General features: G+C 35.1%; 21 protein-coding genes. 7 read left to right on the forward strand and 14 right to left on the reverse strand.

Features of this window, described 5'->3' with window-relative positions; translation table 11 throughout:
• Positions 1-44: 44 nt before the first annotated feature.
• The 9 genes from AEQU1_RS12255 to AEQU1_RS12290 all read right to left on the reverse strand — a co-directional run bounded on the left by AEQU1_RS12255 (position 45) and on the right by AEQU1_RS12290 (position 7,323).
• On the reverse strand, positions 45-476 hold the full coding sequence (locus AEQU1_RS12255) for a hypothetical protein (RefSeq protein ID WP_258455291.1): 432 nt from the start codon (positions 474-476) through the stop codon (positions 45-47).
• Between the two features lie 244 nt (positions 477-720).
• Positions 721-1,098: a hypothetical protein gene (locus AEQU1_RS12260; protein WP_111881553.1), complete on the reverse strand. Its 378-nt coding sequence runs from the start codon at positions 1,096-1,098 to the stop codon at positions 721-723.
• 97 nt (positions 1,099-1,195) lie between these two features.
• Positions 1,196-1,987: a YceI family protein gene (locus AEQU1_RS12265; RefSeq protein ID WP_111881554.1), complete on the reverse strand. Its 792-nt coding sequence runs from the start codon at positions 1,985-1,987 to the stop codon at positions 1,196-1,198.
• An 83-nt stretch (positions 1,988-2,070) separates the two neighbouring features.
• Positions 2,071-2,538, reverse strand: a complete 468-nt coding sequence (locus tag AEQU1_RS12270) for an OsmC family protein (RefSeq protein ID WP_111881556.1) — start codon at positions 2,536-2,538, stop codon at positions 2,071-2,073.
• A gap of 303 nt (positions 2,539-2,841) precedes the next feature.
• A complete protein-coding gene (locus AEQU1_RS16340; protein ID WP_258455292.1) occupies positions 2,842-2,967 on the reverse strand; it encodes a hypothetical protein in 126 nt (41 codons plus the stop codon).
• A gap of 89 nt (positions 2,968-3,056) precedes the next feature.
• Positions 3,057-4,337: a hypothetical protein gene (locus tag AEQU1_RS12275; RefSeq protein ID WP_111881558.1), complete on the reverse strand. Its 1,281-nt coding sequence runs from the start codon at positions 4,335-4,337 to the stop codon at positions 3,057-3,059.
• A gap of 30 nt (positions 4,338-4,367) precedes the next feature.
• Entirely contained in the window at positions 4,368-4,973 is a 606-nt protein-coding gene (locus tag AEQU1_RS12280; RefSeq protein ID WP_181566768.1) for a YceI family protein, read from the reverse strand.
• A gap of 31 nt (positions 4,974-5,004) precedes the next feature.
• Positions 5,005-6,105 carry a zinc-dependent alcohol dehydrogenase family protein gene (locus AEQU1_RS12285; protein ID WP_258455293.1) on the reverse strand — a complete coding sequence of 367 codons (1,101 nt, stop codon included), beginning with the start codon at positions 6,103-6,105 and terminating at the stop codon, positions 5,005-5,007.
• Between the two features lie 696 nt (positions 6,106-6,801).
• The gene (locus AEQU1_RS12290) at positions 6,802-7,323 is read right to left on the reverse strand and encodes a sigma-70 family RNA polymerase sigma factor (RefSeq protein ID WP_111881561.1); all 522 of its coding nucleotides are present in this window, start codon (positions 7,321-7,323) and stop codon (positions 6,802-6,804) included.
• Between the two features lie 290 nt (positions 7,324-7,613).
• Between AEQU1_RS12290 and AEQU1_RS12295 the strand changes: the two genes are divergently transcribed.
• A complete protein-coding gene (locus tag AEQU1_RS12295) occupies positions 7,614-9,566 on the forward strand; it encodes a M1 family metallopeptidase (protein ID WP_111881741.1) in 1,953 nt (650 codons plus the stop codon).
• On the opposite strand, the gene AEQU1_RS12300 is transcribed toward AEQU1_RS12295, so the two are convergent.
• Both AEQU1_RS12300 and AEQU1_RS12305 read right to left on the reverse strand, forming a co-directional pair.
• Entirely contained in the window at positions 9,567-10,529 is a 963-nt protein-coding gene (locus AEQU1_RS12300; RefSeq protein WP_111881563.1) for a tRNA-dihydrouridine synthase, read from the reverse strand.
• 126 nt (positions 10,530-10,655) lie between these two features.
• Entirely contained in the window at positions 10,656-11,330 is a 675-nt protein-coding gene (locus tag AEQU1_RS12305) for a HutD family protein (protein ID WP_146743751.1), read from the reverse strand.
• A 114-nt stretch (positions 11,331-11,444) separates the two neighbouring features.
• Between AEQU1_RS12305 and AEQU1_RS12310 the strand changes: the two genes are divergently transcribed.
• The 3 genes from AEQU1_RS12310 (at position 11,445) to AEQU1_RS12320 (ending at position 14,041) form a co-directional block, all read left to right on the forward strand.
• A complete protein-coding gene (locus tag AEQU1_RS12310; RefSeq protein WP_111881566.1) occupies positions 11,445-12,107 on the forward strand; it encodes a DUF6799 domain-containing protein in 663 nt (220 codons plus the stop codon).
• Between the two features lie 58 nt (positions 12,108-12,165).
• Complete coding sequence (locus AEQU1_RS12315) at positions 12,166-13,059, forward strand: hypothetical protein (protein WP_111881568.1); 894 nt, start codon at positions 12,166-12,168, stop codon at positions 13,057-13,059.
• 211 nt (positions 13,060-13,270) lie between these two features.
• Positions 13,271-14,041: an RNA polymerase sigma factor gene (locus AEQU1_RS12320; RefSeq protein ID WP_111881569.1), complete on the forward strand. Its 771-nt coding sequence runs from the start codon at positions 13,271-13,273 to the stop codon at positions 14,039-14,041.
• Between the two features lie 246 nt (positions 14,042-14,287).
• Here AEQU1_RS12320 and AEQU1_RS12325 read toward each other — a convergent pair whose 3' ends face one another.
• A complete protein-coding gene (locus tag AEQU1_RS12325) occupies positions 14,288-14,698 on the reverse strand; it encodes a BLUF domain-containing protein (RefSeq protein ID WP_111881743.1) in 411 nt (136 codons plus the stop codon).
• Between the two features lie 217 nt (positions 14,699-14,915).
• Between AEQU1_RS12325 and AEQU1_RS12330 the strand changes: the two genes are divergently transcribed.
• The 3 genes from AEQU1_RS12330 to AEQU1_RS12340 all read left to right on the forward strand — a co-directional run bounded on the left by AEQU1_RS12330 (position 14,916) and on the right by AEQU1_RS12340 (position 18,588).
• A complete protein-coding gene (locus tag AEQU1_RS12330; RefSeq protein WP_111881571.1) occupies positions 14,916-16,688 on the forward strand; it encodes an ABC transporter ATP-binding protein in 1,773 nt (590 codons plus the stop codon).
• A 314-nt stretch (positions 16,689-17,002) separates the two neighbouring features.
• Positions 17,003-17,515, forward strand: a complete 513-nt coding sequence (locus AEQU1_RS12335; protein ID WP_111881573.1) for a fasciclin domain-containing protein — start codon at positions 17,003-17,005, stop codon at positions 17,513-17,515.
• 515 nt (positions 17,516-18,030) lie between these two features.
• Complete coding sequence (locus AEQU1_RS12340) at positions 18,031-18,588, forward strand: REP-associated tyrosine transposase (RefSeq protein ID WP_111881574.1); 558 nt, start codon at positions 18,031-18,033, stop codon at positions 18,586-18,588.
• A gap of 338 nt (positions 18,589-18,926) precedes the next feature.
• On the opposite strand, the gene AEQU1_RS12345 is transcribed toward AEQU1_RS12340, so the two are convergent.
• Together AEQU1_RS12345 and AEQU1_RS12350 are read right to left on the reverse strand one after the other, a co-directional pair.
• Positions 18,927-19,469, reverse strand: a complete 543-nt coding sequence (locus AEQU1_RS12345) for a hypothetical protein (protein WP_111881576.1) — start codon at positions 19,467-19,469, stop codon at positions 18,927-18,929.
• Positions 19,470-19,603: 134 nt separating this feature from the next.
• Positions 19,604-20,059: a hypothetical protein gene (locus AEQU1_RS12350; RefSeq protein WP_258455294.1), complete on the reverse strand. Its 456-nt coding sequence runs from the start codon at positions 20,057-20,059 to the stop codon at positions 19,604-19,606.
• Positions 20,060-20,075 lie beyond the last annotated feature (16 nt).

Below are 20,075 nucleotides of genomic sequence, written 5' to 3' on the forward strand. Positions count from 1 at the left end.
TGGCTAATCGTTATATCTGTTCATTGTATTGCTTTTTACTTTTTTTAACCCTTGTCTTCATCAAGATCATTATGGTTATCTCCTCCCAAACTGTAGTAGTTGTTTTCTTCATCCTCACTACCCACACTTTCCTGTTGATCGTCTAGTTCTGATCCAGGAATATCTAAATCATCTCCCGATTTATCATCCTTAAACCCTTTTTCATTTGGCGTTCCTTCTGCTTCATTTGGGGTCTTTGTTTTTGAAGGATCTTCTGGGTTTAGTTCTGTTTCTTCCTTTTCTTTGTTATAAATGTCTTCTGAAGGAGGGTAGGTTGGATATCCTTCATAATTCTTTGACTCTGTGTCTTTTTTTTCTTTTTTCATAATATGTGTATTTGAGTATTCTAATAATATATCCTGCACGGAGTTATAATATTCTTTAAAATCTTTTGTGCTCATTCCCGAAGGGACAATTTCTGAATCTTTTTTGGGCATCTCAGAAATGTATTTTGGATAACTCAGGAAATTATGTGTGAATTTACATGGTGATATATGATATCCTGCTACAATTTAGCTTTTGTTTCCATATATAATAGCTTTTAATTGATTTAAATGAGATATACAATTATCACCTTTTTAGGTAGTAATTGAGTATCCCGTTATTTATAATTGCTTCTACTTATATCTTACCCTACTAATTAATTGTTTTATTGATTATTCTAAGGAAGTTCAAAATATGTTATTGTTCAAAATGATTCTTGACAAAAACATTTTTTTCATTATCCGTCATCTTATCTGCAGATTTAACGTCAATTTTTATATCCTTAAAATGTGAGTTGTTTTTTAAATAATTATGTAGTTCTGATTTTGCATTCGTTGGACCAAATAAGACTACATGATTGTATTTCGAAATCTCCTCTGAAATTTCTTTATAAAATGCTTCTTGCATTTGCTCTTCCTTATTATGCATAGTGTATTCACTTCTATTCAATACTTCTTCTTTTGTATTGGACGTAAATTTTGATGCTATGGAATGATTATTTTTAATGGAGTCTAAATCAATAAAATTTGCTGATGAATGATCCATCCAAATCCCTAAATTCTTTTTTGTTTCCATATTCTATTTTTATAATTAATTAAATTATTTGTTCTATAAGTGTATGATCCGCTACAATCTCGATCATTGCCAAGCCCCAATGCAGTTTTTTCATAATTCAATTATTGACTTTAGAAAGCACAAAGTCAAAGATTACTGTTATTTCGTCTCCCACTTTTATGGTTCCAAGAAACATTACAGGTGGCTCCATGCTAAAGTCGGTCATCTTTATTGTTTTGGAAACCTTTAGTTGCAAATCACCATTGGGCAATAATTTTCCGTGTGCCGAAATAGGAACCGACTTACTTACGCCTGCCATGCTGAGCTTCCCAATAGTTTCCATGCTAACCACACGTGACTTATTCATTTTTACCTCTGCATTATTAAAAGAATATTTTATATACGGGTACTTGTCTGATTTAAAGGTTTCATAGGTTTTAGCATCCATTTTCTTCCCTTCTTTACTTATAATGCCCTTTACAGGAATTTTAATTTCCGCATCTTTTATTGATGCTAGCATATTATCTTTTAGTTGAAATGAACCTTGGCCTTCTATTATTGTAACATCGGACTCCCAATCGTGCAATGTAGAAGTACCTTTTACTGTTGCCTTTACCGATTTCATAAAAAAGTCTGTGGGTAAAACTACTACCGTCTTTTCGAAAGCTGAGGAATGGGAAGTAACAAGAACTATAGGCTTAGGGATATCAACAGTTATTTTTTTTGGCTCATGAATGGCCATTGCTTCAGAAATATCCATATACTTTTTTGTTTTAGAGCTAATCTCTAAAATTGAAGTATTTCCATAAGTTTTTAAATGCGCTTTGGTAATTATAGGGCTTTTATATTCTACAAATGCCAGAGATGTTACAATACCAAATGCAACGAGTAAAAGATTATATTTCGTCATTATTCAGCTTTTTAAGCATCAGACATTCCTTTTCTCATGAACATTTAAAATTTTTCTGAGTGTGAAAATGCCGATACATTTTTTCATTCGCCTTCTATTAAAATGGGTTTTACCTTAACAGTTATTTCCATTGTGACTTTTGACTTTATAGAATGGGTTATCAAACAAGCATTTTCAGCTTTTTTTAATATACGTGTTGCTTTGTCTATATAAACTTCATTATGAATAACTACGGTAGGTTTGAGCAAGATTTCGCTCATCATTAACTTACCTTCAACCATTTCTAGCTTTCCTTCTGCCTGACAGCTGAAACTTTCAAACTCAAGAGTTGAATTTTCTGCTATAGCTAAAAAAGTAGTCATTAAACAACTACTCACTGAAGCTACAAACAAGTGTTCTGGAGACCAAATACCTTCTATTCCTTTAGGAAATTCTGGGGGAGTGGCTACTTCAATACAAACGCCATTTTTTTCGTTCAATTCAGGAGAACACATAATGCCTCTACGACTGTTTTTCCAATTTATAACTACATTGTAAATATGTGATTCCATGGTTCCTAATTTCTAAAAGTTAAATTTAATCTCCAGACCATTCATCTGCGGTTATTTATTTTTCGGCAACTTCGATACTGTTGTCTTCAATTAAAAGGAAAGTAACTTCTATGTTTTTCATTCCCTTAAATTCAATCTTGTCTTTTATGCTGCTTACCCAAGCCATATAGTTATATAAACCGTTAATAGACAAACCTCCAACTAACAGTTTAAAGCTACAAATTAAGACTTGCGGTTTGCATAAGACACAAATTTTAAGGTACACACAGGGGTTAAATCTGCAGGGTGACTGAATAAAATTATTCATTTACCTTTATAATCTGCTGGGAAATTGATTTCCCCCTGTGTTGTAACTGCTTTAAATTCGGGAGCAATATTACCAATTCTTGGCATGCTTATTATTTGCTGTTTTTGATCTTGATTTAGCATAATAATATGTATTAATTTGGTTTTGGTAAACCATTTAAGTTGCTTGTGAATTGGTATTGATTGATACTGAGTTGTTTTTTCCGTCAGTTTTAGAAGCTAATAGCTGCTTCCAAATTAAAGCCGTCAAATTTTGCTCCTGCAAATCTTCCAGACCAAGCATTACCTGTGTATTCTTGATTCACATATTCAGCTTTTACTATGATATTTTTTGAAAGAAACCAGCCACCACCTATATTAAAGCGATTTATTTCTAAATCATCTGTAGCGCTTTCAACTGTTTTTCCTTTTACGGTATTATATCTTCCTCCAATGTAGAATTTTTCATCCTGGCCAAAACGATAAAGCAATTCGGCAGCCAACTGGGTAAAAGATCCTTCTTTATCAGCTACTGGGGTAGTAATTTCATTACTTCCTGAAGCCACTTCAAAAATACCGAAGAACTCAAGACCTTTATACTTCACAAAAGGATTGACTTGTACAGCAGTAAGTTTTTTGAAACGAGCATTGTATCTACCTTCAAAGTTACCACCTTGACTATTTCCTAAAGAGTCAGGCACTGTTAGCAAAACGTTGTAATACCTGCTACCTGCACGATCGCCTCCGTATAACCAAGTGCCACTAGTTGTACCTTGATTCGTGTAGATTGAACCTGTTAAACGGACTCTTAAATCAGTGTTTATTTGTTTGTCAACCCCAACTTTACCATAAAAGGAAGGCTTATTATCAGTTAGATCATTTTTAACTACATTTTGATTAAGCTTACCATTGGTAACACCAACCACTGCTAGTAATCCACTATTCTGAACCGTTACCTCACCAAAAGCTTCGGTTGAAAAGGAGTCCATTATATAATTTCCTACAAATGGATTAAATATAGCTCTTGCATTATCTGTTCTGCGAAAATGGGCATCACCATAATTGAATTCATCCAAACCAATTCTAATTGTTGTATAATTCATTATCTCCTCCAAAAACCCAGGACTAACAAAGTTGAGTTTGTCAATTTGAATATGTCCTCCTTTTACCCAAGTCTCTTCATGGTGTTGTGATGAAAGGTATGCTTTAAGGTGCATTCTCACACCGTCAATTAATTGTACATCTAAATTTAGGTTAGCGTTTGGAAGGTTAAAGTCTGAACCTAGCTCAACTAAATTGTTGGCATCATTTTCTTGGCTTAAGGCCTGAAACTGCATGGCAAAATCTCCGCCTACTTTAACTCTTACACCTTGAAATGTAACAGTGTCAGTTTTGGAAGTTTCAAAAACATTTAGACCATTTTGATCATTTGGTCTAAAATATTGCAGTTTTTTTTGTTGTGCATTTAGGCTAATTGCGAAAAAGCAAATCGAAAGTAATATGAGTTTTTTCATCGTGTTTTGTTTTATTGGTTAGAAAAAGTGTTATCCTTTATTTTGTTTAATATATTTTACTTCAAAGTCAAGTTTAAGCGCATCACCAGTTGACATTGCACCTAGCATAAATGATGGTGGTTCAACATTGTAATCTGTCATGTTTAATTCGTATGAACCTTTATAAGTGATTGCGGTATTTTGATTGATTATAAGGTGTATGTCCATTGCTATATCTTTGGTAGTGCCCGCTATAGTAAGTTTACCGCGTGTTTTTAGCAGAAATCCTCCTTTTTCAGGCGACTCCTCAGAAGAGGTTAGTTTGTAACTTATGTATTTATACTTGTCTGCCTTCAATGCTTTGTATGCATTTTTGTCAAGTTTGCTGTTATCGCTTTTTAAATCTTTAACTTCTAAAGTGAACGAAAGCGCTTTTATTGAAGCGAGTTCACTTTCATTTGTAGTACTAAAAATTAATTGTGCTTCTCCCTTGGCACGAGTGGCATCCATTTCCCAATCATGGAAAGTTGAGGTTCCGTTTAGTTTCATTGAGACATTTTTGTTGTCTTGAATTCTGTATATAGTCTGTGCATATCCAATACTGCTAATTCCTATCATCATTAAGATAAGAGCTAAACCTTTTAAGTGCTTTTTCATTTCTTTCATTTTTAGAATTGAACTATTAATTTTAGTTTGTCAATATTATTTTAAGTGCCTTTTCTTTGGCAGCGTTTCCAAACACTTCATAGGCTTGTATGACCTCGCTTAACTTAAAGTGATGGGTGATTAATTTTTCTGGTTGAATTTTTCCGGCGGTAACTGTTTTCAGCAACATAGGAGTGGTGTTTGTATTTACAAGTCCCATGGTAATGGTGATATTCTGAATCCATAAATCCTGAATTTTCAGATCTACACTTTTTCCGTGTACGCCAATGTTTGCTATATGTCCTCCCGGACGTATAATTTGCTGGCAGATATCAAAAGTAGCAGGAGCACCTACGGCTTCTATGGCTACATCTACACCATCTTCTGTTTCAGCCATTATCTTTTTAGCGGCATCTTCTGTACCTGAATTAATAGTGTCTGTAGCACCCCATTTTTTGGCAAGTTTCAGGCGGTTTTCATCCAAATCTATCATATATATCTTGGCAGGGGAATAAAATTGTGCAGTTAGTAGGGCAGACATACCAATAGGGCCAGCACCAACAATAGCTATAGTATCTCCAGGTTTTACGCAACCATTTATTACTCCTATCTCATGGCCTGTTGGCAAGATGTCACTAAGCATTACCAATGCTTCATCATCTACACCCTCTGGGGCAGCATAAAGACTGTTATCGGCATGTGGAATACGTACATATTCTGCTTGAGTACCATTAATAAGGTTACCTAATATCCAACCTCCATCTTTACAATGACCGTACATTTGTTTTTTGCAGTACTCACAGGTTCCACAGGCAGTGATACAAGATATAATTACACGATCTCCTTTTTTAAAATGACTCACGCCAGTACCAACTTCTTCAATCACCCCAATACCTTCGTGACCCAAAGTGGTTCCTGGTTTTACACTAGGTGTTTTGCCATGCAGAATGCCTAAATCTGTTCCGCAGATCGTGGTTTTAACTATTTTTACAATTGCATCTGTTGGCTTTTCAATTTCAGGTTTTGACACCTCCTTATAGGCTATCTTACCCGGACCATCATAAACAAGACCTTTCATGGTTTTCCGCTGTGCCGAAGTACCGATTGAATGGATTTTTTTATTGGGAACAATTCTACTTGACATCGCTTTAGTTTATGTTAATAACTGATTATTAATAATTTAACTTAAGCAAAGGTAGAGTGCGGTTTATGAGCAAAAGATGATATTTATCAGGTTTACATCTTATTATTGAAAAGCTGACAATAGTCATTAAAAGCTATATCAAAATATAACCAGACAATCAACTGAGTAGTGAAAACTGCTTTTCGAAGAAAAAGAATCAAAAAAGGGAGAGGTAAGTATATTTACTTAGAATTGAAACCTTTTGAAACAACAATATCTAACACAAAATTTGTTTTATTGGGCTTTACAGAGCTATTATTTTTCATATACGTAGCGACAAAAAATGTATGGAATCACAGTATAGCCTAAAACAAACAAGACAAGAGACCGAGAAATAGAATAGAATAATGGCAGCTGAAATCGCCCGTTTAGAAAACACAATGAAATTTAATTGCAGTAAAGCGATGCTAAAGCAATACGCCAATAGTAATTCATACAAGTAGATGGTTTTACATCGCTCTCAAGGGCGGTGAATGAGGAATATATTAAGAACTAATGAAATTCCAGAGGGAAAATAGATTAACCGAAGAACCAGAATTATTATTATGCCTGAACCCAAACAACGTTCCAAAATAAAAAGAAGTTCAGTTGCGATAATTTGGGTTCGGCAATTCCTGCTTTGGGAGAATTAAAGTTTGAATGTGCACTAAGCGATAATCAATTACACTTTGAACAATTAGATTCCCCAATCAAACTGCCGTTTTTGTCAAACTCATATTTGCAGCATTCGTTGAAGTTTTTCTTTAAAATATCTTTTGCCCGCCGTATTCTTGCTTTTAGATTGGCAAGGCTTATAGCTAATATTTCAGCAGCTTCCTGTTGCTTTTTTCCTTTTATGTATACCAATTCAATGGGTTTTCTGTATATAAGAGGCAAATCATTTATAAATCTATCAAAACAACATACATTTTGATATTTATCTGAAAAGGTTTCTTTGTCCTCATTTAATGCTCCAACATATAAGGATTCCTGCTTGAAGTAATTTGTAATCTCGTTCCGTCCTATCTGAAATACCCAAGCTTTTATTTTTTCTTCTTCTTTAACCTGGCATAGGTTTTTATGGATTTTCAAAAAGGTATTCTGAAAAATATCATTGGTGGCGTGTTCGTTTTTTACCTTTTTCAAAATAAAAAAATAGAGTTCATTATTGAACTGACTCCATATTTTTTGTGTTTCCATCTTCAAAAATAAGATAAAGGTTAGCTCTTAAACTAACCTTTATTTAATTTAACAACAACTGCATTTATTGCATTCACATGTGTTACAAGGACAGTTGTTTTGCGAGCAGTCTTTGCACTTACACTTTGTGCAATCACAGTTGGTACAGTTACAGTTATTCATAATTATAGTTTTTAATATTTGTATAGTAGACTTATAAAAAGCGAAAAGGATACATTTTTTACTAATTCTTTTAAATGTTTTTTTATCGGAATACCTATCTTCGAACGTCTAATATTAAAGCACTCACTATGAAGCTATCCGGATGGTTGTTCTTGCTGTTCTTTTTTACAATCGTAACAGCACAATCACAGTACGAACCCTCAAAAATATTCATCCCCGATTTCTATAAACACAAAGGCGATAACATCCGAAGCGCAAGTGGTAAACCCAGTTCCGGCTATTGGCAAAACCAAGCCGATTATACAGTAAAGGCTTCCTTTAATGTTGAAAATAAGCTGTTACAGGGAGACGTAACAATAGATTATACCAACAACAGCCCAGACCAATTGGATGCCCTTTGGTTACAAATGGATCAAAACACCGAAAAACCTGAGGCTCGGGGAAACACAATAATAAACCCAGATGTTAGCCAAGACGATACCAAAGGCTACGCCATAAGTAAACTACAACTTTTTAAAGACGGTAAATGGCAGGAAGTTCCCTTTATTGTGGATGGAACAAGAATGCAGATACGCTTACAAAACACTGTAAAGCCAAAGGAAAAGATACAATTGGCAATTGATTATTCATACACACTGCAACCCGAGAGTGGTGGACAGCGCTCAGGTTATATGGATTCCAATGATGGTAAAATATTCGAATTTTCATATTGGTACCCACGTATGTGTGTTTATGACGATTATTATGGCTGGAACACGCTACCCTTTATTGGAGGGGGCGAAATGTACCTAGATTATGGAACTATTGATTATCAAGTAACGGTTCCTGCCAACCAAGTGGTAGTAGGTGCTGGCGCATTGATAAATGAAAAGGAAATTTTAAATGGCATAACCTTACAGCGACTTGAAAAGGCAAGAAATTCTGATGAAACAGTATTTATAAGAACCGCAGAGGAACTAAACAAATCCGTTACCAAAAATGGTTCTGGAACCGCAACTTGGCATTTTAGAATGGAAAACACCCGCGATGTTGCTTGGGCAATGTCCACCGGCTATATTTGGGATGCAGCAAAAATCAACCTTCCCGATGGAAAAACAGCCTTGGCGCAATCTGTATATCCCGTGGCTTCCACCCAAAACAAAAATGCTTGGGCCAGATCTACCGAAATGCTAAAGGCATCAGTAGAGGATTTTTCAAAAAAATGGTTTGAATATCCCTACCCGGTAGCTACCTGTGTTGCCGGTCCCGTAGGAGGAATGGAATTCCCTAGCTTGGCCTTTAACTACTGGGAAGTGGAGTCCTATGATATGTTTTTACTGGCTTCACACGAAATAGGGCACACTTGGTTTCCAATGATTGTTGGTTCAGATGAACGTCGCCACCCTTTTATGGATGAAGGTTTCAACACCTTTATTGATATTTATGCGCAGGATGATTTTAATAATGGCGAATTTGCACCCAAACGCGATGGCGAATACGCGCCAGGAGGCGGAAACCCTGCAGATGAAATAGTAAAAGTCATTGAAGATGCCAAAGACGGTCCCACCTTGATGACACCTTCAGACGATCAAGAATATAAACATGTACATCCGCTGGCCTATTTTAAATCGGCTTTTGGCTTAGTATTGTTACGTGAAGTGATTTTGGGACATGATAAATTTGATTATTCATTCCAGCAGTACACTAAAGATTGGGCGTACAAGCATCCAAAACCAGAAGATTTTTTTAGAAGCATGGACAATGGGTCGGGAGAAGATCTAACTTGGTTTTGGAACGGTTGGTTTTACCATAACTGGCAGTTAGACCAAGCCGTAACAAATATGGAATACACCGAAGGCAAGGAAACTAATGGCGCAACAATTACTGTAACCAACAAGCAGCAAATGGTCATGCCTATTTTGGTAACTGTGGAAGAAAGCAATGGAAAAACACATACGTTTAGTGTGCCTGTAGAGATTTGGAAGTTTGGAAAAGACGCTTCCTTTCATGTAAATACCACTTCTAAAATAACACATATAGAGCTGGATGCTGAGCATCAAATGCCCGATATGGACCGTTCTAATAATGAATGGAAGGGGTAATTAAAAATCCGCAAGTTTCATTTCCGCATTTAAAATCTGGGCAACCGCTTGTCTGTATTTTATAGGGTTTGACGCTTTCTTTATGGCTTTGTATGTTTTTTGCGGATTTGATGTTGCTTGCGAAAAGAACTCCCAAAAACCCAGCATCTTCATTTTGATGGGCGTTGGTCCTGACAAGTATTCGTCGTATTGCTGGTAAATAATGTTGTGAAATTCTGAAAAAATCTCCCATCTGTTTTCGGGATATTCCGTAGTGTTATCTTTAATCATACTCGGCAGAAAAGGATCGGCAATTAAGCCACGGCCTATCATAAAATGGTCAATACTTGGAAACCGTTCTTCAATAGCCTTAAAAGCAGCAACGCTGGTAATATCTCCGTTATAGTACAGTTTGTGTCTGGTGCTGCCTATGCATTTTTCAAACGCATCCAGATCTACCGGGCCTTTGTAGAGTTGCTTTCCTATTCTAGCATGAATGGCGATGTTCTTAAGCGGATAGTTGTCTAAAATAGTAAAGGCATCCAGAATTTCTTCAGGGTTTTCATAGCCCATTCGCATTTTCATAGAAACTAGAATATCTGTTTCGTTGTGCGCTTTTTGTAAAACTTCGTTAATTCTATTTGGATTGCAGATTAAACCAGAGCCCATTCCAGATTTAGCGACCATAGGGTAGGGGCAACCTAAATTCCAATTCAATTCTTTATAACCTAGACTTTGAACGTATTTGGCAACGTAAACAAACTCATCCGCATCGTTAGTGATTATCTGCGGAATCACTTCTAAAGTGGTGTTGTTTTCCGGTAAAATATCGTTTTGATAGGATTGTTTAATGTTTAGTTTTCCATTAAGCCTAATGTAGGGTGAATAGAACGTATCAATCCCTCCAAAATAATGATTAAACGCATTGCGAAACCTGAAATCTGTAAAGCCTTGTAAAGGGGATGAAAGTAAGGTGGAAGCCATCTTTTTGTTTAGTGTGTCAAAGATAGGATAATTGTGAGTAGTGAGTATGTAGTATTGAGTATTGAGTAGTTTTTGAGTTGATGGTTTTCTGTACTCAATTCTCACTACTCAATTCTCAATTCTTCCTTAATACATTTCCAAAACCACAAGCCCAAAATCATTAGCACTATAGATAGTAATAGAAGAACCGCTGCCATCTTCAATTACCATTAAGTTCCCTGTTTCCAGTATATAATTTTCATTCCTAAGCTGTATTTGTATCGAGCCGGAAGTAGCGTATAAGAATAAGTTCTTGCACTTCTCTTTGGGTCTTAGAGTATAATCGCTCCCTGCATCCATTGCTATATGATATAATTTGCTTTGCTGTTTGCCCGTGGTCATCACATTAAAATCGGTACAAGTGCCTACAGCGGTGGTTTTCCAATCTCCACTAAATTCAGCTACCTCAAAAGGTTTTAGTTTGGTGCTGTATTGGCCTTTGTGTGTAATGGTTATTGCGCCCTCCAAAATCATAAGCTTCCTATCTATACCTGGCAAGGCCGTGAACGTAGATTCTTCAACTGCTACTTTGGCTGTACTTATCCGTAGCTCAAAATTTCGTTCTGCATAGGTAGCGTTGGCAGGGAATATATAAAGTTGCGTGGTGCTGCCGCCAGACCATTGGGAGGTATTGAACTGCTTTGGGGAGTGGATTGTTATTTTCAAGAGGTAAAGATTGTTTGGTGGATAAAGATAGTTGATTAGCGAATTGTTGGATTGATGCAATGATAAAAAGACAAAAGCCATATGTGAAAATGACAACTTAATTGGTATTAAGCTAGTTATAAAATTTAAAATTCCTATGACCTAGGTCATTTTTTTAGGCTTTTTAGAACGCTAATTTTATATGAAGAATTAATTTTAAATACAATACTCATGAAAAAGACACTTTTTTTACTGGCGTTTATAGTATTTGGAACTATAACACTAAATGCCCAAGACAAAGATCAAGTTCGGAGTCAAGACCAGGATCGCGACCGACTAATGTTAGTTGATGGTGATGTTCTTCAGATTAGAGACAGAGATCAAATTAGACTGCAAGACAAAGTAACATTGAATGATGGAACCGTTATAAATCCTGATGGTACTTTCCAAATAAGAAATCGTGATATGTTGCGATTAAAAGATGGGGAATGCTTGGATGCTGATGGTATACTTTATCGCAACGAATATCAATATCGTTATAAAGTAAACCAAGAAAACAAAGGCTTAAACCAAGCTCAGGTTCAGGAACGCAATCAAAATCGAGTACACTATACCTTAGTAGATGGCGAGGTACTCCAAATAAGAAATCAATCGCAAAATCGCCTACAACAACAACTTAATTTTGCCAATGGTGGCTCCGTAAATCCCGATGGAACTTACCAAACACAAAATCGTAAACAACTTCGGCTTAATGATGGAGAATGCCTTAATATGAATGGTGAGCTATTTAAAAACACTTATCAGGCTCGAAAAATGGTTAAAAAGGACGTTATGAACAAGAAAACTAAAAAGCAGCCAAATATGAAGAAAAAATTAATGAAAAAGGGAGGCTAATAATGTAGCTAAAAAGGGGAGTTAATCTTCCCTTTTTAGCTTTATAATAAATAATGTTATGTATACCGAGGGCTTTAAAATTAGTGTTCTTCTTTTTACGCTATTTCTTGTTGCTGGAGTATATGGTCAAAATGCAGCTGAAGAATATGAAAATACAAAAGCTTCAGACTCATCCTATATTTCTGTGGAAATTAGTTTTATAAATGATGCTATTTTTATGGGAAGAAAGGATTCTATTTCGGCTCCTTATTTATATCCGTCAATTACCTATCACAATAAATCTGGGTTTTACGCTTCGGGTTCGTTGTCTTACCTCACCAGATCTGAAGAGGCTAGAGTCGATTTGTTTTTAGTTACTGCTGGTTTTGATTTTACTGCTAAAAAACTGGAAGGAGATATATCTGCAACCAAGTATTTTTTTAATGATGATAGCTATAATGTAATTTCTGAAGTGGTAGCAGATATTACCGTTCTGTTGAAGTATGATTTTAACATTATTAATTTAGGATTAGGATCAAGTATTTATTTCAGTAGTGATAGTAGTTCCGATTTCTTTTTGGCACCAGAGATTAGTCACGATTTTATATCAAAGGATCAAAAATTTCAAATATCGCCTACTGCGGGAGTCTATTTAGGGTCTCAGAATTTTTATGAGCAGTATTATATAAATAACCGCTTTGGAAATGGAAGGGGGCAAGGACAAGGACAGGGGAGTGGTGATAACACACAAGGCGATACTAATATTGAAATGCAAGAAGGAAAAGAATTTGGTCTTATGGCAATTGAGTTTAGCTTGCCTATGTGGTATTCCTATAAATCAATGACACTATCATTCTTGCCAGCTTACGTTTTGGCGCAGAATCCGGCGACCTTAACTATTGATGGTGTTGTATTTAAAGAAGATTTGGAAAACACCTTTTATTGGATGATTGGTGTTGGATATAGATTTTAAAAGAAGGACAATATGCTGTTTAGAATTATAGTAGTTAGTATTGAGTAGTGAGTAATTATTAAAAGAGCTTATTGTGTGCTCTCTGATGGTGTGTTAAGCTAATATTTTGTTTAGTCTTTATTCTGGACGCGTCATTAGTTACTGATATATATCATTTTATCTCGAGAGATATGATACTATCTTTAGTATTAACAATTTAAGCATACAGATTATGAAACCAAATGCTTCATATTACCAAAGTAAAAAAGAGTTCCGTCTATTCGTAACCAATACTTTTTCTGATCTTATTCAACTAAAAAAAGAAGGCAAGCAAGCGTCTTTTAATGAATTGGTATTAAAAATAATGCCCCAGATAAGACAGTATGTAAATGAAAGATTGAATAGGGCCATAAAAAAAGGAAATTTTTCCAAAGGGAAGTATAAAGCGGATGACTTTATCGATCAATTATTTATTGAAATATACGATAATATTGAAGCGGTTGAAAATGAAAAATATTTCTATCTGTGGTTGTTTAAAAAAACCAATGAACTGTTGGAAGATGCTGTAGTAGATGAGGAGTATGATGATTTTTTCCTTAAAAATATTGATACGTATTCCAAACCTGAGTGGGATGAAATGCAGGAAAAATACAGTACCGATGGTGGTGGCGATTTACTGATGATTGAGGAATTGGATGATATGTCGTATAATCATAATGACTATACATTGAACCATGTTTTTATAGAAGATAATGAGAAGGATTTGTTTGAAAAAATAGATGAAGATATAAGTGAGGAAGCAATTCAAAATCACATAAATCTGGTGTTGCATAATTTACCCTTGGCATCGCGAAATGTTTTTGAATTGTATACAAACCAGCAACTGGAATTAGAAGAAATTGCCCAAATACGAAATACAACTGTAAATGAAGCTGAACAACTTTTAAGAGATGCAAAAAAAGCATTACAGCTAAGTTTATTCAATAGGTATTCTCGGGATTAAATATTTTTGCTTTTTTAGTGCGTTAGCATCTCGCTTCTACGTTAATGTTTTAAGACTTAGCAATACGAATTACACGGGCGGGATTGCTACGCCATCGGAGGTGTATGCTGTCAATTGGCACCTAAAATAGGTTTGCTTAATTATCAGCCTTCCGTACAGCTTAATGTATTGCAAATAGAAATTGTCAAAGCCATCTAATGTTTCACGTATTGGTATGTAAACGGAACACTTGCGCTATTGTGGATTCTAATCAAATATCATAAATGGTTTTAATAGCCGAGAAAGTTTATCAGACATAGCGTTAGTTCTATTGGCTTTAAGGTAATTTCTAATTTCATTTAATTGTATGGAAGTAGTTATTGTTTGAAATTGGGTAAGATAATTTGAAAATATAGGTGATTCAATTTCTCTACTAAATACTTCATAAATATTGCTATGCCTTGTATCTTTCTTTATTTTTTCTTCATACAAATGCACAAGATCTTTCTTTTCTCCTTCTAAAACTTGAAAAAAATTGCCGAATGAATACAGTAATATTCCGCTTATATCAGTTGCGTTATTGGACGATTCAGTGATTTTAAAAATTTCCTTTACATCATCTTTTGTAATATCCACCGATGCTTTGCTCACATAACATATAGTGTATAAACGTTTCATAAGTTGGTTTTTTTGATTGGCTGTAAGCAAATTACAACTTTTTTTGAAAATTGGTCTGTGATTGTGTACCATAAAATTAATCGGTACTTACCGTTGTTAAATCCGCAATCTTGAAAATCTTATAAAGCCAGAAAAGTAGGTAGAACTTTTAGCTAAGCATATCCATTTAACCCTGCATTAATCCCTATTTTTGTCGTCTATCTATTTATCAAGAAATATGCGGCATTTAGCGGAAAAATCAAAAGGAACAGACAAATCACAGCCAAAAGTTACTATGCTTCAGGCTTTCAAAACAATTATTTGGCCTAGACGAAAGTTGGTTTTTATAGGTTTGTTCTTGATTGTTATTAAAAGTTTGTCGGCGTTGGTTTTACCGTGGCAGAGCAAAGTATTGCTGGATGAGGTTGTTCCCAATAAAGATTACGGGCAACTGTACACCTTGATTGCCATCGTAATTAGTGCCATCACAATACAGGCAGTAACCTCTTTTTTACTTACCAGAATACTAAGCGTGCAAGCGCAATATTTAATCAGCGAATTGCGCTCTCAAGTTCAGAAAAAAGTGCTTTCACTGCCTATCAGTTTTTTCGATAACACAAAATCTGGCGCTTTGGTTTCACGAATTATGAACGATGTAGAAGGCGTTCGGAATCTTATCGGTACAGGATTGGTGCAATTGGTTGGTGGAACATTTACAGCAATCGTTTCTTTGGTTATTTTAATAAAACTGAATGCGTGGATGACGCTTTTTGTGTTTGTACCGCTCTCTATATTTGGGATTGTGGCCTTAAAAGCCTTTAAATTTATTCGCCCAGTTTTTAGAACACGCGGTAAAATTAGTGCCGAAGTTACCGGAAGGCTAACCGAAACACTCGCGGGTGTTCGAGTTATAAAAGCGTTTAATGCAGAAGAACAAGAGAACACGGTTTTTGAAAAAGGCGTTGATCAATTGTACCAAAACGTAAAAAAGAGCTTAACGGCAACCGCTTTAATGACCAGTTCTTCCACGTTTTTAATTGGAGTTGCCACCACGGGAATTATGGGAATGGGTGGCTATTATATGATGATTGGTGAAATGACCACGGGAGATTTTTTATTTTTCACCCTAATCCTTGGGTTTATGATTGCGCCCATTATTCAAATGAGCAATATTGGGAGTCAGCTAACCGAAGCGTTGGCGGGTCTGGATAGAACGGAAGAACTGATGAATATGACTGCCGAAGAAGACAACCAAAACCGAACTATTAAATTGAATACCCTAAAAGGCGATATTGAATTTAATGATGTTTCCTTTTCGTATGAAGAGGGGAAACAAATTTTGCATAACATTACTTTTAAAGCGCCAGCCGGTTCTGTAACTGCTTTGGTGGGAAGTTCAGGTTCTGGGAAATCTACCATTGCTGGGCTTTCGGCTACATTCTTAACGCCGCAATCTGGGAAGGTTACGGTTGATAATCAAGATTTATCAAAAGTTAAATTAAGCAGCTACCGCCAATATTTAGGCGTGGTTTTGCAGGATGAATTTTTATTTGAAGGTACGATTCGTGAAAACATTATGTTCCCAAGACCCAATGCCACGGAAGCCGAAGTGCAGAACGCAGTAAAAGCAGCCTACGTAAACGAATTTACAGACCGTTTTGATAACGGTTTAGAAACCTTAATTGGCGAAAGAGGTGTAAAGCTTTCTGGCGGACAAAGACAACGTTTGGCGATTGCTCGTGCTATTTTGGCAAACCCAAAAATCATTATTTTAGACGAAGCCACTTCCAGTTTAGATACCCAAAGTGAGGCTTTAATCCAGAAAAGTTTGGCGGAATTAGTTAAAGACAGAACCACGATTGTTATTGCGCACCGTTTAAGTACCATTAGAAAGGCAGACCAGATTTTAGTTATTGAAGCTGGGCATATAGTAGAACGCGGCACCCACGACCAATTGATCGCTAAGGAAGGTAGATATTTTGAATTGTATACGTATCAGGCTAAGATTTAAATTAGTAGTGAGTAGTGAGTAGTGAGTAGTGAAATTTGCATTTTTAATAAATCTGCTTAGCTAACACTTTCCTATTGCTTTGGAATTTTTTCTAATTCGTTCTGACTTTTAAACTTCTCGTCTTTAAAATTCAGTTCAGTTTTTTTTTATTCTATGAATATACTCTTCCAGTGTAAAAGCTTCATTGTTATTTCATCCTTGTTTGCCTTTCTTTTAAAAAGAAAGCATTCAATTTTGTTTAACAGTTTTAGTTAAAAGTTAAACAGAATAGTTTTTATATAATATATTTGCTCAAAATTCTAAACCCTTATATTATGAAAAAATTAGTTCTTATTTTTACAATTATCCTGTCTTTCGGCATTTCTAATAATGTTGCTGCTCAAGGAACAATAGTAGATGTTGCTGTTGGTAACGAAGATTTTTCAACATTAGTTGTAGCCCTAAAAGCTGCCGATTTAGTTAGTGCTTTACAAGGAGATGGCCCTTTTACCGTTTTTGCTCCAACAAATGATGCTTTCGCTAAAATTGATTCAGCAACATTAAGCTCTCTTTTAGAAGAAAAAAATCAAAAAGCATTGGCAAATATTTTAACCTATCACGTAATACCAGGAAATTTAATGGCAGCAGATGTAGTTGCTGCATTAAAGAAGGGTAAAGGCAAAGTAGAATTAAAAGCGCTAAATGGCCAAATGATAATTGTGATGGAAAAAGATGGCAAAATTTGGTTGAAAGACACAAATGGAAATTACAGTGAAATTGTTGCTACAGATGTAAAAGCTAGCAATGGCGTAATTCACGTAATTGATACTGTTGTAATGCCTAAGTAAGTTTATTTGTATTTGAGTTAAAACAAAAGCCTCGAATCTTCGGGGCTTTTTTTATTTTGTTTTTTGCAAATAATAGTACCATCAATTCTTATCGATTTTTTTACTTCAAAAGAAAAACTTTCGAATTCCGATAAAAACAAGAATCATGAGGGTATACACCAAAAAGAAAGGCGAATCAAATTTTAGTTATTGAAGCTGGGCATATAGTAGAACGTGGCACCCACGATCAATTGATTGCTAAGGAAGGTAGGTATTTTGAGTTTTATACGTATCAAGCGAAGATTTAGATACAAGGAGACGGGTCGGACCCCCGCACCAGCGAAGTAATAAAAAGTATCGATAAGAACGCTAGCGCGAGCGTCCCGCTCGTGCCGAAACAGCCGCAAACCAAAGCAATCTACACAGAAGAAAAGAAACAGCATTGCAATTCCAAGTTTCTAGAGAATAGTATTTAAACCGTAACCACCAGTTTATAAAAGAACTAATTTTAAGTATATTTATTCTTTGTCAGAATTATGAGCAGGAAATATAAATTTCATAATGGGTCAGCGGCTTATTTTGTTTCATTTGCCGTAGTTAATTGGATTGATGTATTTACTCGCCCAGCCTATTTTAAAGTAATGACAGATAGCTTAGACTATTGTCGAAATAATAAAGCAATGGCGCTGTTTGCATATTGCATTATGCCTAGCCATATTCATCTATTGTTTCGAGATGACAACGAAAATCCTTCTGGATTGTTAAGAGACTTTAAAGGTTTTACTTCCAAAAAAATGATTGCTGCTATTATGGAACATCCTCAAGAGAGCAGAAGGGAATGGATGCTTTGGATGTTTAAAAGAGCAGGAACAAAGAACAGCAATGTAAAGGAATATCAATTTTGGCAGCAAAACAATCATCCTATTGAATTGTGGAGCACACCAGTTATAAAGGAGAAATTTAATTATATCCATAACAATCCAGTAGTTGCTGGCTTAGTAATGGAACCGTGGGATTGGAAGCATAGTAGCGCACGTAATTATGCAGAACTTGATGCTGTAATTCCTATTGATGATATTGGATTTCTTGGATGATTTTTTATTTATTGAACGCTAACGCGAGCGTCTCGCTCGTGCCGTCACAGTTTGGAGACCCAGCTTTACGGGGGACACGGGCGGGACGCCCGCGCCAGCGGGGGATGTTGTAGAACTTTCAGTTATTATAAAACCCATTTATTTATTTCTCCCAGATTGTCCGGGTTCATTGTCAATTCTTTTTGACAGAAAATGTGGTACAATATGCGAACCTTTCTTATCGGCTGGATTTTCGTTACAAATTATGCAGTTTCTCATATATAGGTCCAAAATAATAGTGTCAAGATTATTGGAGAAAAAGGATTGTTTTTACCTCAGTTCTTTGTTGAACATATAGATTATTTTATTATTTTCAATATTTCTAATAATCTTGGAATTTTATCAACTTGTGTTTCTGTCCAAAAGGTGTAATTTTTAAACTCACTATCGTCATAACTATTCAGTTTAATCGTTAGCCTTCTACTTTTTTCATAAATGAAATAAGAAAGTGTCATTTCATTTGCCTTAAAAATGAATTCAGATGATTTATCTTTAAATCTCAAATCCAAATTTGGAATTACATTATCCTCAATAAAGCTAATAAATTCATTTATTTCTTCCATTCCAATCCAAGCAGTTTTAAATACTTCGGGTTTTTTGATATTCATATCAAGTTGAAGAGCATTTCTTTTTTCACCCGTTTTTAAATTTATTACTTCTATTGGATAAAACTCAACTGTTTCTCCGATTCCAGATTTAAATTCAGCGATAGTTGTCCAGTCTTTATTAATTCTTGTGAATTGAGCTTCGTCAATAAACTTCCGTGTAGATGATTCAATATTTTGTCCGAATGAAATTGTAGTTGAAATTAAAAATAGAAATACTAAAAATTGATTTTTCATAAATTATTATTTGGTTGGTTTATAATATTGTAAACATCGTAGAAAAAAACTCCAGTGTTGTATAATCAGCAATGTGCTTAAGATTATTTTTAAATACTAGAAAACAAATGTGTATATCTAAATCCAAAGTTTTATCAATAATCTTCGTTTTCGTCTTCATCATCCCAAATGTTATCTTCATCATAATCTTCTTCATCTACAGTAATATTATCTTCTGGAATATAATTCGATAGATTACAATCTCCTTCTTCCCCAATTATTTCCACAGAATATTCCACTCCTTTATCACTCTCAAATTCCGCAAATCCATCACTTATATCAGGCGGATAAAAATGGCTGTCATCTAACCAACCGCCATTTGGCCAATGGATAATAGTTAATTCATTATTTTCAATTTCAACCTCTAACGTATAAGTCGACCTTGTTCCAGTTTTTGAGTAGTAGTATTCAATTTCAGCGCAATATGTTCCGTCCGAATAACCATCTTCATCAAAATTTGAATTATATGAACGACTATCGTCGTAATTTCGATTATTATTTTTACAACTAAATGTTAAAAAAATCAGTAATATTATATATATTAATTTCATTTTTAATTTTTTCTGT

The organism is Aequorivita sp. CIP111184 (assembly GCF_900489465.1).
Classification (GTDB): domain Bacteria; phylum Bacteroidota; class Bacteroidia; order Flavobacteriales; family Flavobacteriaceae; genus Aequorivita.

Bases quoted from the DNA above. Each gene is read 5' to 3' on its own strand.
- AEQU1_RS12255 (WP_258455291.1), bottom strand. From the start codon at position 476: ATGCCCAAAAAAGATTCAGAAATTGTCCCTTCGGGAATGAGCACAAAA.
- AEQU1_RS12260 (WP_111881553.1), bottom strand. From the start codon at position 1,098: ATGGAAACAAAAAAGAATTTAGGGATTTGGATGGATCATTCATCAGCA.
- AEQU1_RS12265 (WP_111881554.1), bottom strand. From the start codon at position 1,987: ATGACGAAATATAATCTTTTACTCGTTGCATTTGGTATTGTAACATCT.
- AEQU1_RS12270 (WP_111881556.1), bottom strand. From the start codon at position 2,538: ATGGAATCACATATTTACAATGTAGTTATAAATTGGAAAAACAGTCGT.
- AEQU1_RS16340 (WP_258455292.1), bottom strand. From the start codon at position 2,967: ATGCTAAATCAAGATCAAAAACAGCAAATAATAAGCATGCCAAGAATT.
- AEQU1_RS12275 (WP_111881558.1), bottom strand. From the start codon at position 4,337: ATGAAAAAACTCATATTACTTTCGATTTGCTTTTTCGCAATTAGCCTA.
- AEQU1_RS12280 (WP_181566768.1), bottom strand. From the start codon at position 4,973: ATGAAAAAGCACTTAAAAGGTTTAGCTCTTATCTTAATGATGATAGGA.
- AEQU1_RS12285 (WP_258455293.1), bottom strand. From the start codon at position 6,105: ATGTCAAGTAGAATTGTTCCCAATAAAAAAATCCATTCAATCGGTACT.
- AEQU1_RS12290 (WP_111881561.1), bottom strand. From the start codon at position 7,323: ATGGAAACACAAAAAATATGGAGTCAGTTCAATAATGAACTCTATTTT.
- AEQU1_RS12295 (WP_111881741.1), top strand. From the start codon at position 7,614: ATGAAGCTATCCGGATGGTTGTTCTTGCTGTTCTTTTTTACAATCGTA.
- AEQU1_RS12300 (WP_111881563.1), bottom strand. From the start codon at position 10,529: ATGGCTTCCACCTTACTTTCATCCCCTTTACAAGGCTTTACAGATTTC.
- AEQU1_RS12310 (WP_111881566.1), top strand. From the start codon at position 11,445: ATGAAAAAGACACTTTTTTTACTGGCGTTTATAGTATTTGGAACTATA.
- AEQU1_RS12315 (WP_111881568.1), top strand. From the start codon at position 12,166: ATGTATACCGAGGGCTTTAAAATTAGTGTTCTTCTTTTTACGCTATTT.
- AEQU1_RS12320 (WP_111881569.1), top strand. From the start codon at position 13,271: ATGAAACCAAATGCTTCATATTACCAAAGTAAAAAAGAGTTCCGTCTA.
- AEQU1_RS12325 (WP_111881743.1), bottom strand. From the start codon at position 14,698: ATGAAACGTTTATACACTATATGTTATGTGAGCAAAGCATCGGTGGAT.
- AEQU1_RS12330 (WP_111881571.1), top strand. From the start codon at position 14,916: ATGCGGCATTTAGCGGAAAAATCAAAAGGAACAGACAAATCACAGCCA.
- AEQU1_RS12335 (WP_111881573.1), top strand. From the start codon at position 17,003: ATGAAAAAATTAGTTCTTATTTTTACAATTATCCTGTCTTTCGGCATT.
- AEQU1_RS12340 (WP_111881574.1), top strand. From the start codon at position 18,031: ATGAGCAGGAAATATAAATTTCATAATGGGTCAGCGGCTTATTTTGTT.
- AEQU1_RS12345 (WP_111881576.1), bottom strand. From the start codon at position 19,469: ATGAAAAATCAATTTTTAGTATTTCTATTTTTAATTTCAACTACAATT.
- AEQU1_RS12350 (WP_258455294.1), bottom strand. From the start codon at position 20,059: ATGAAATTAATATATATAATATTACTGATTTTTTTAACATTTAGTTGT.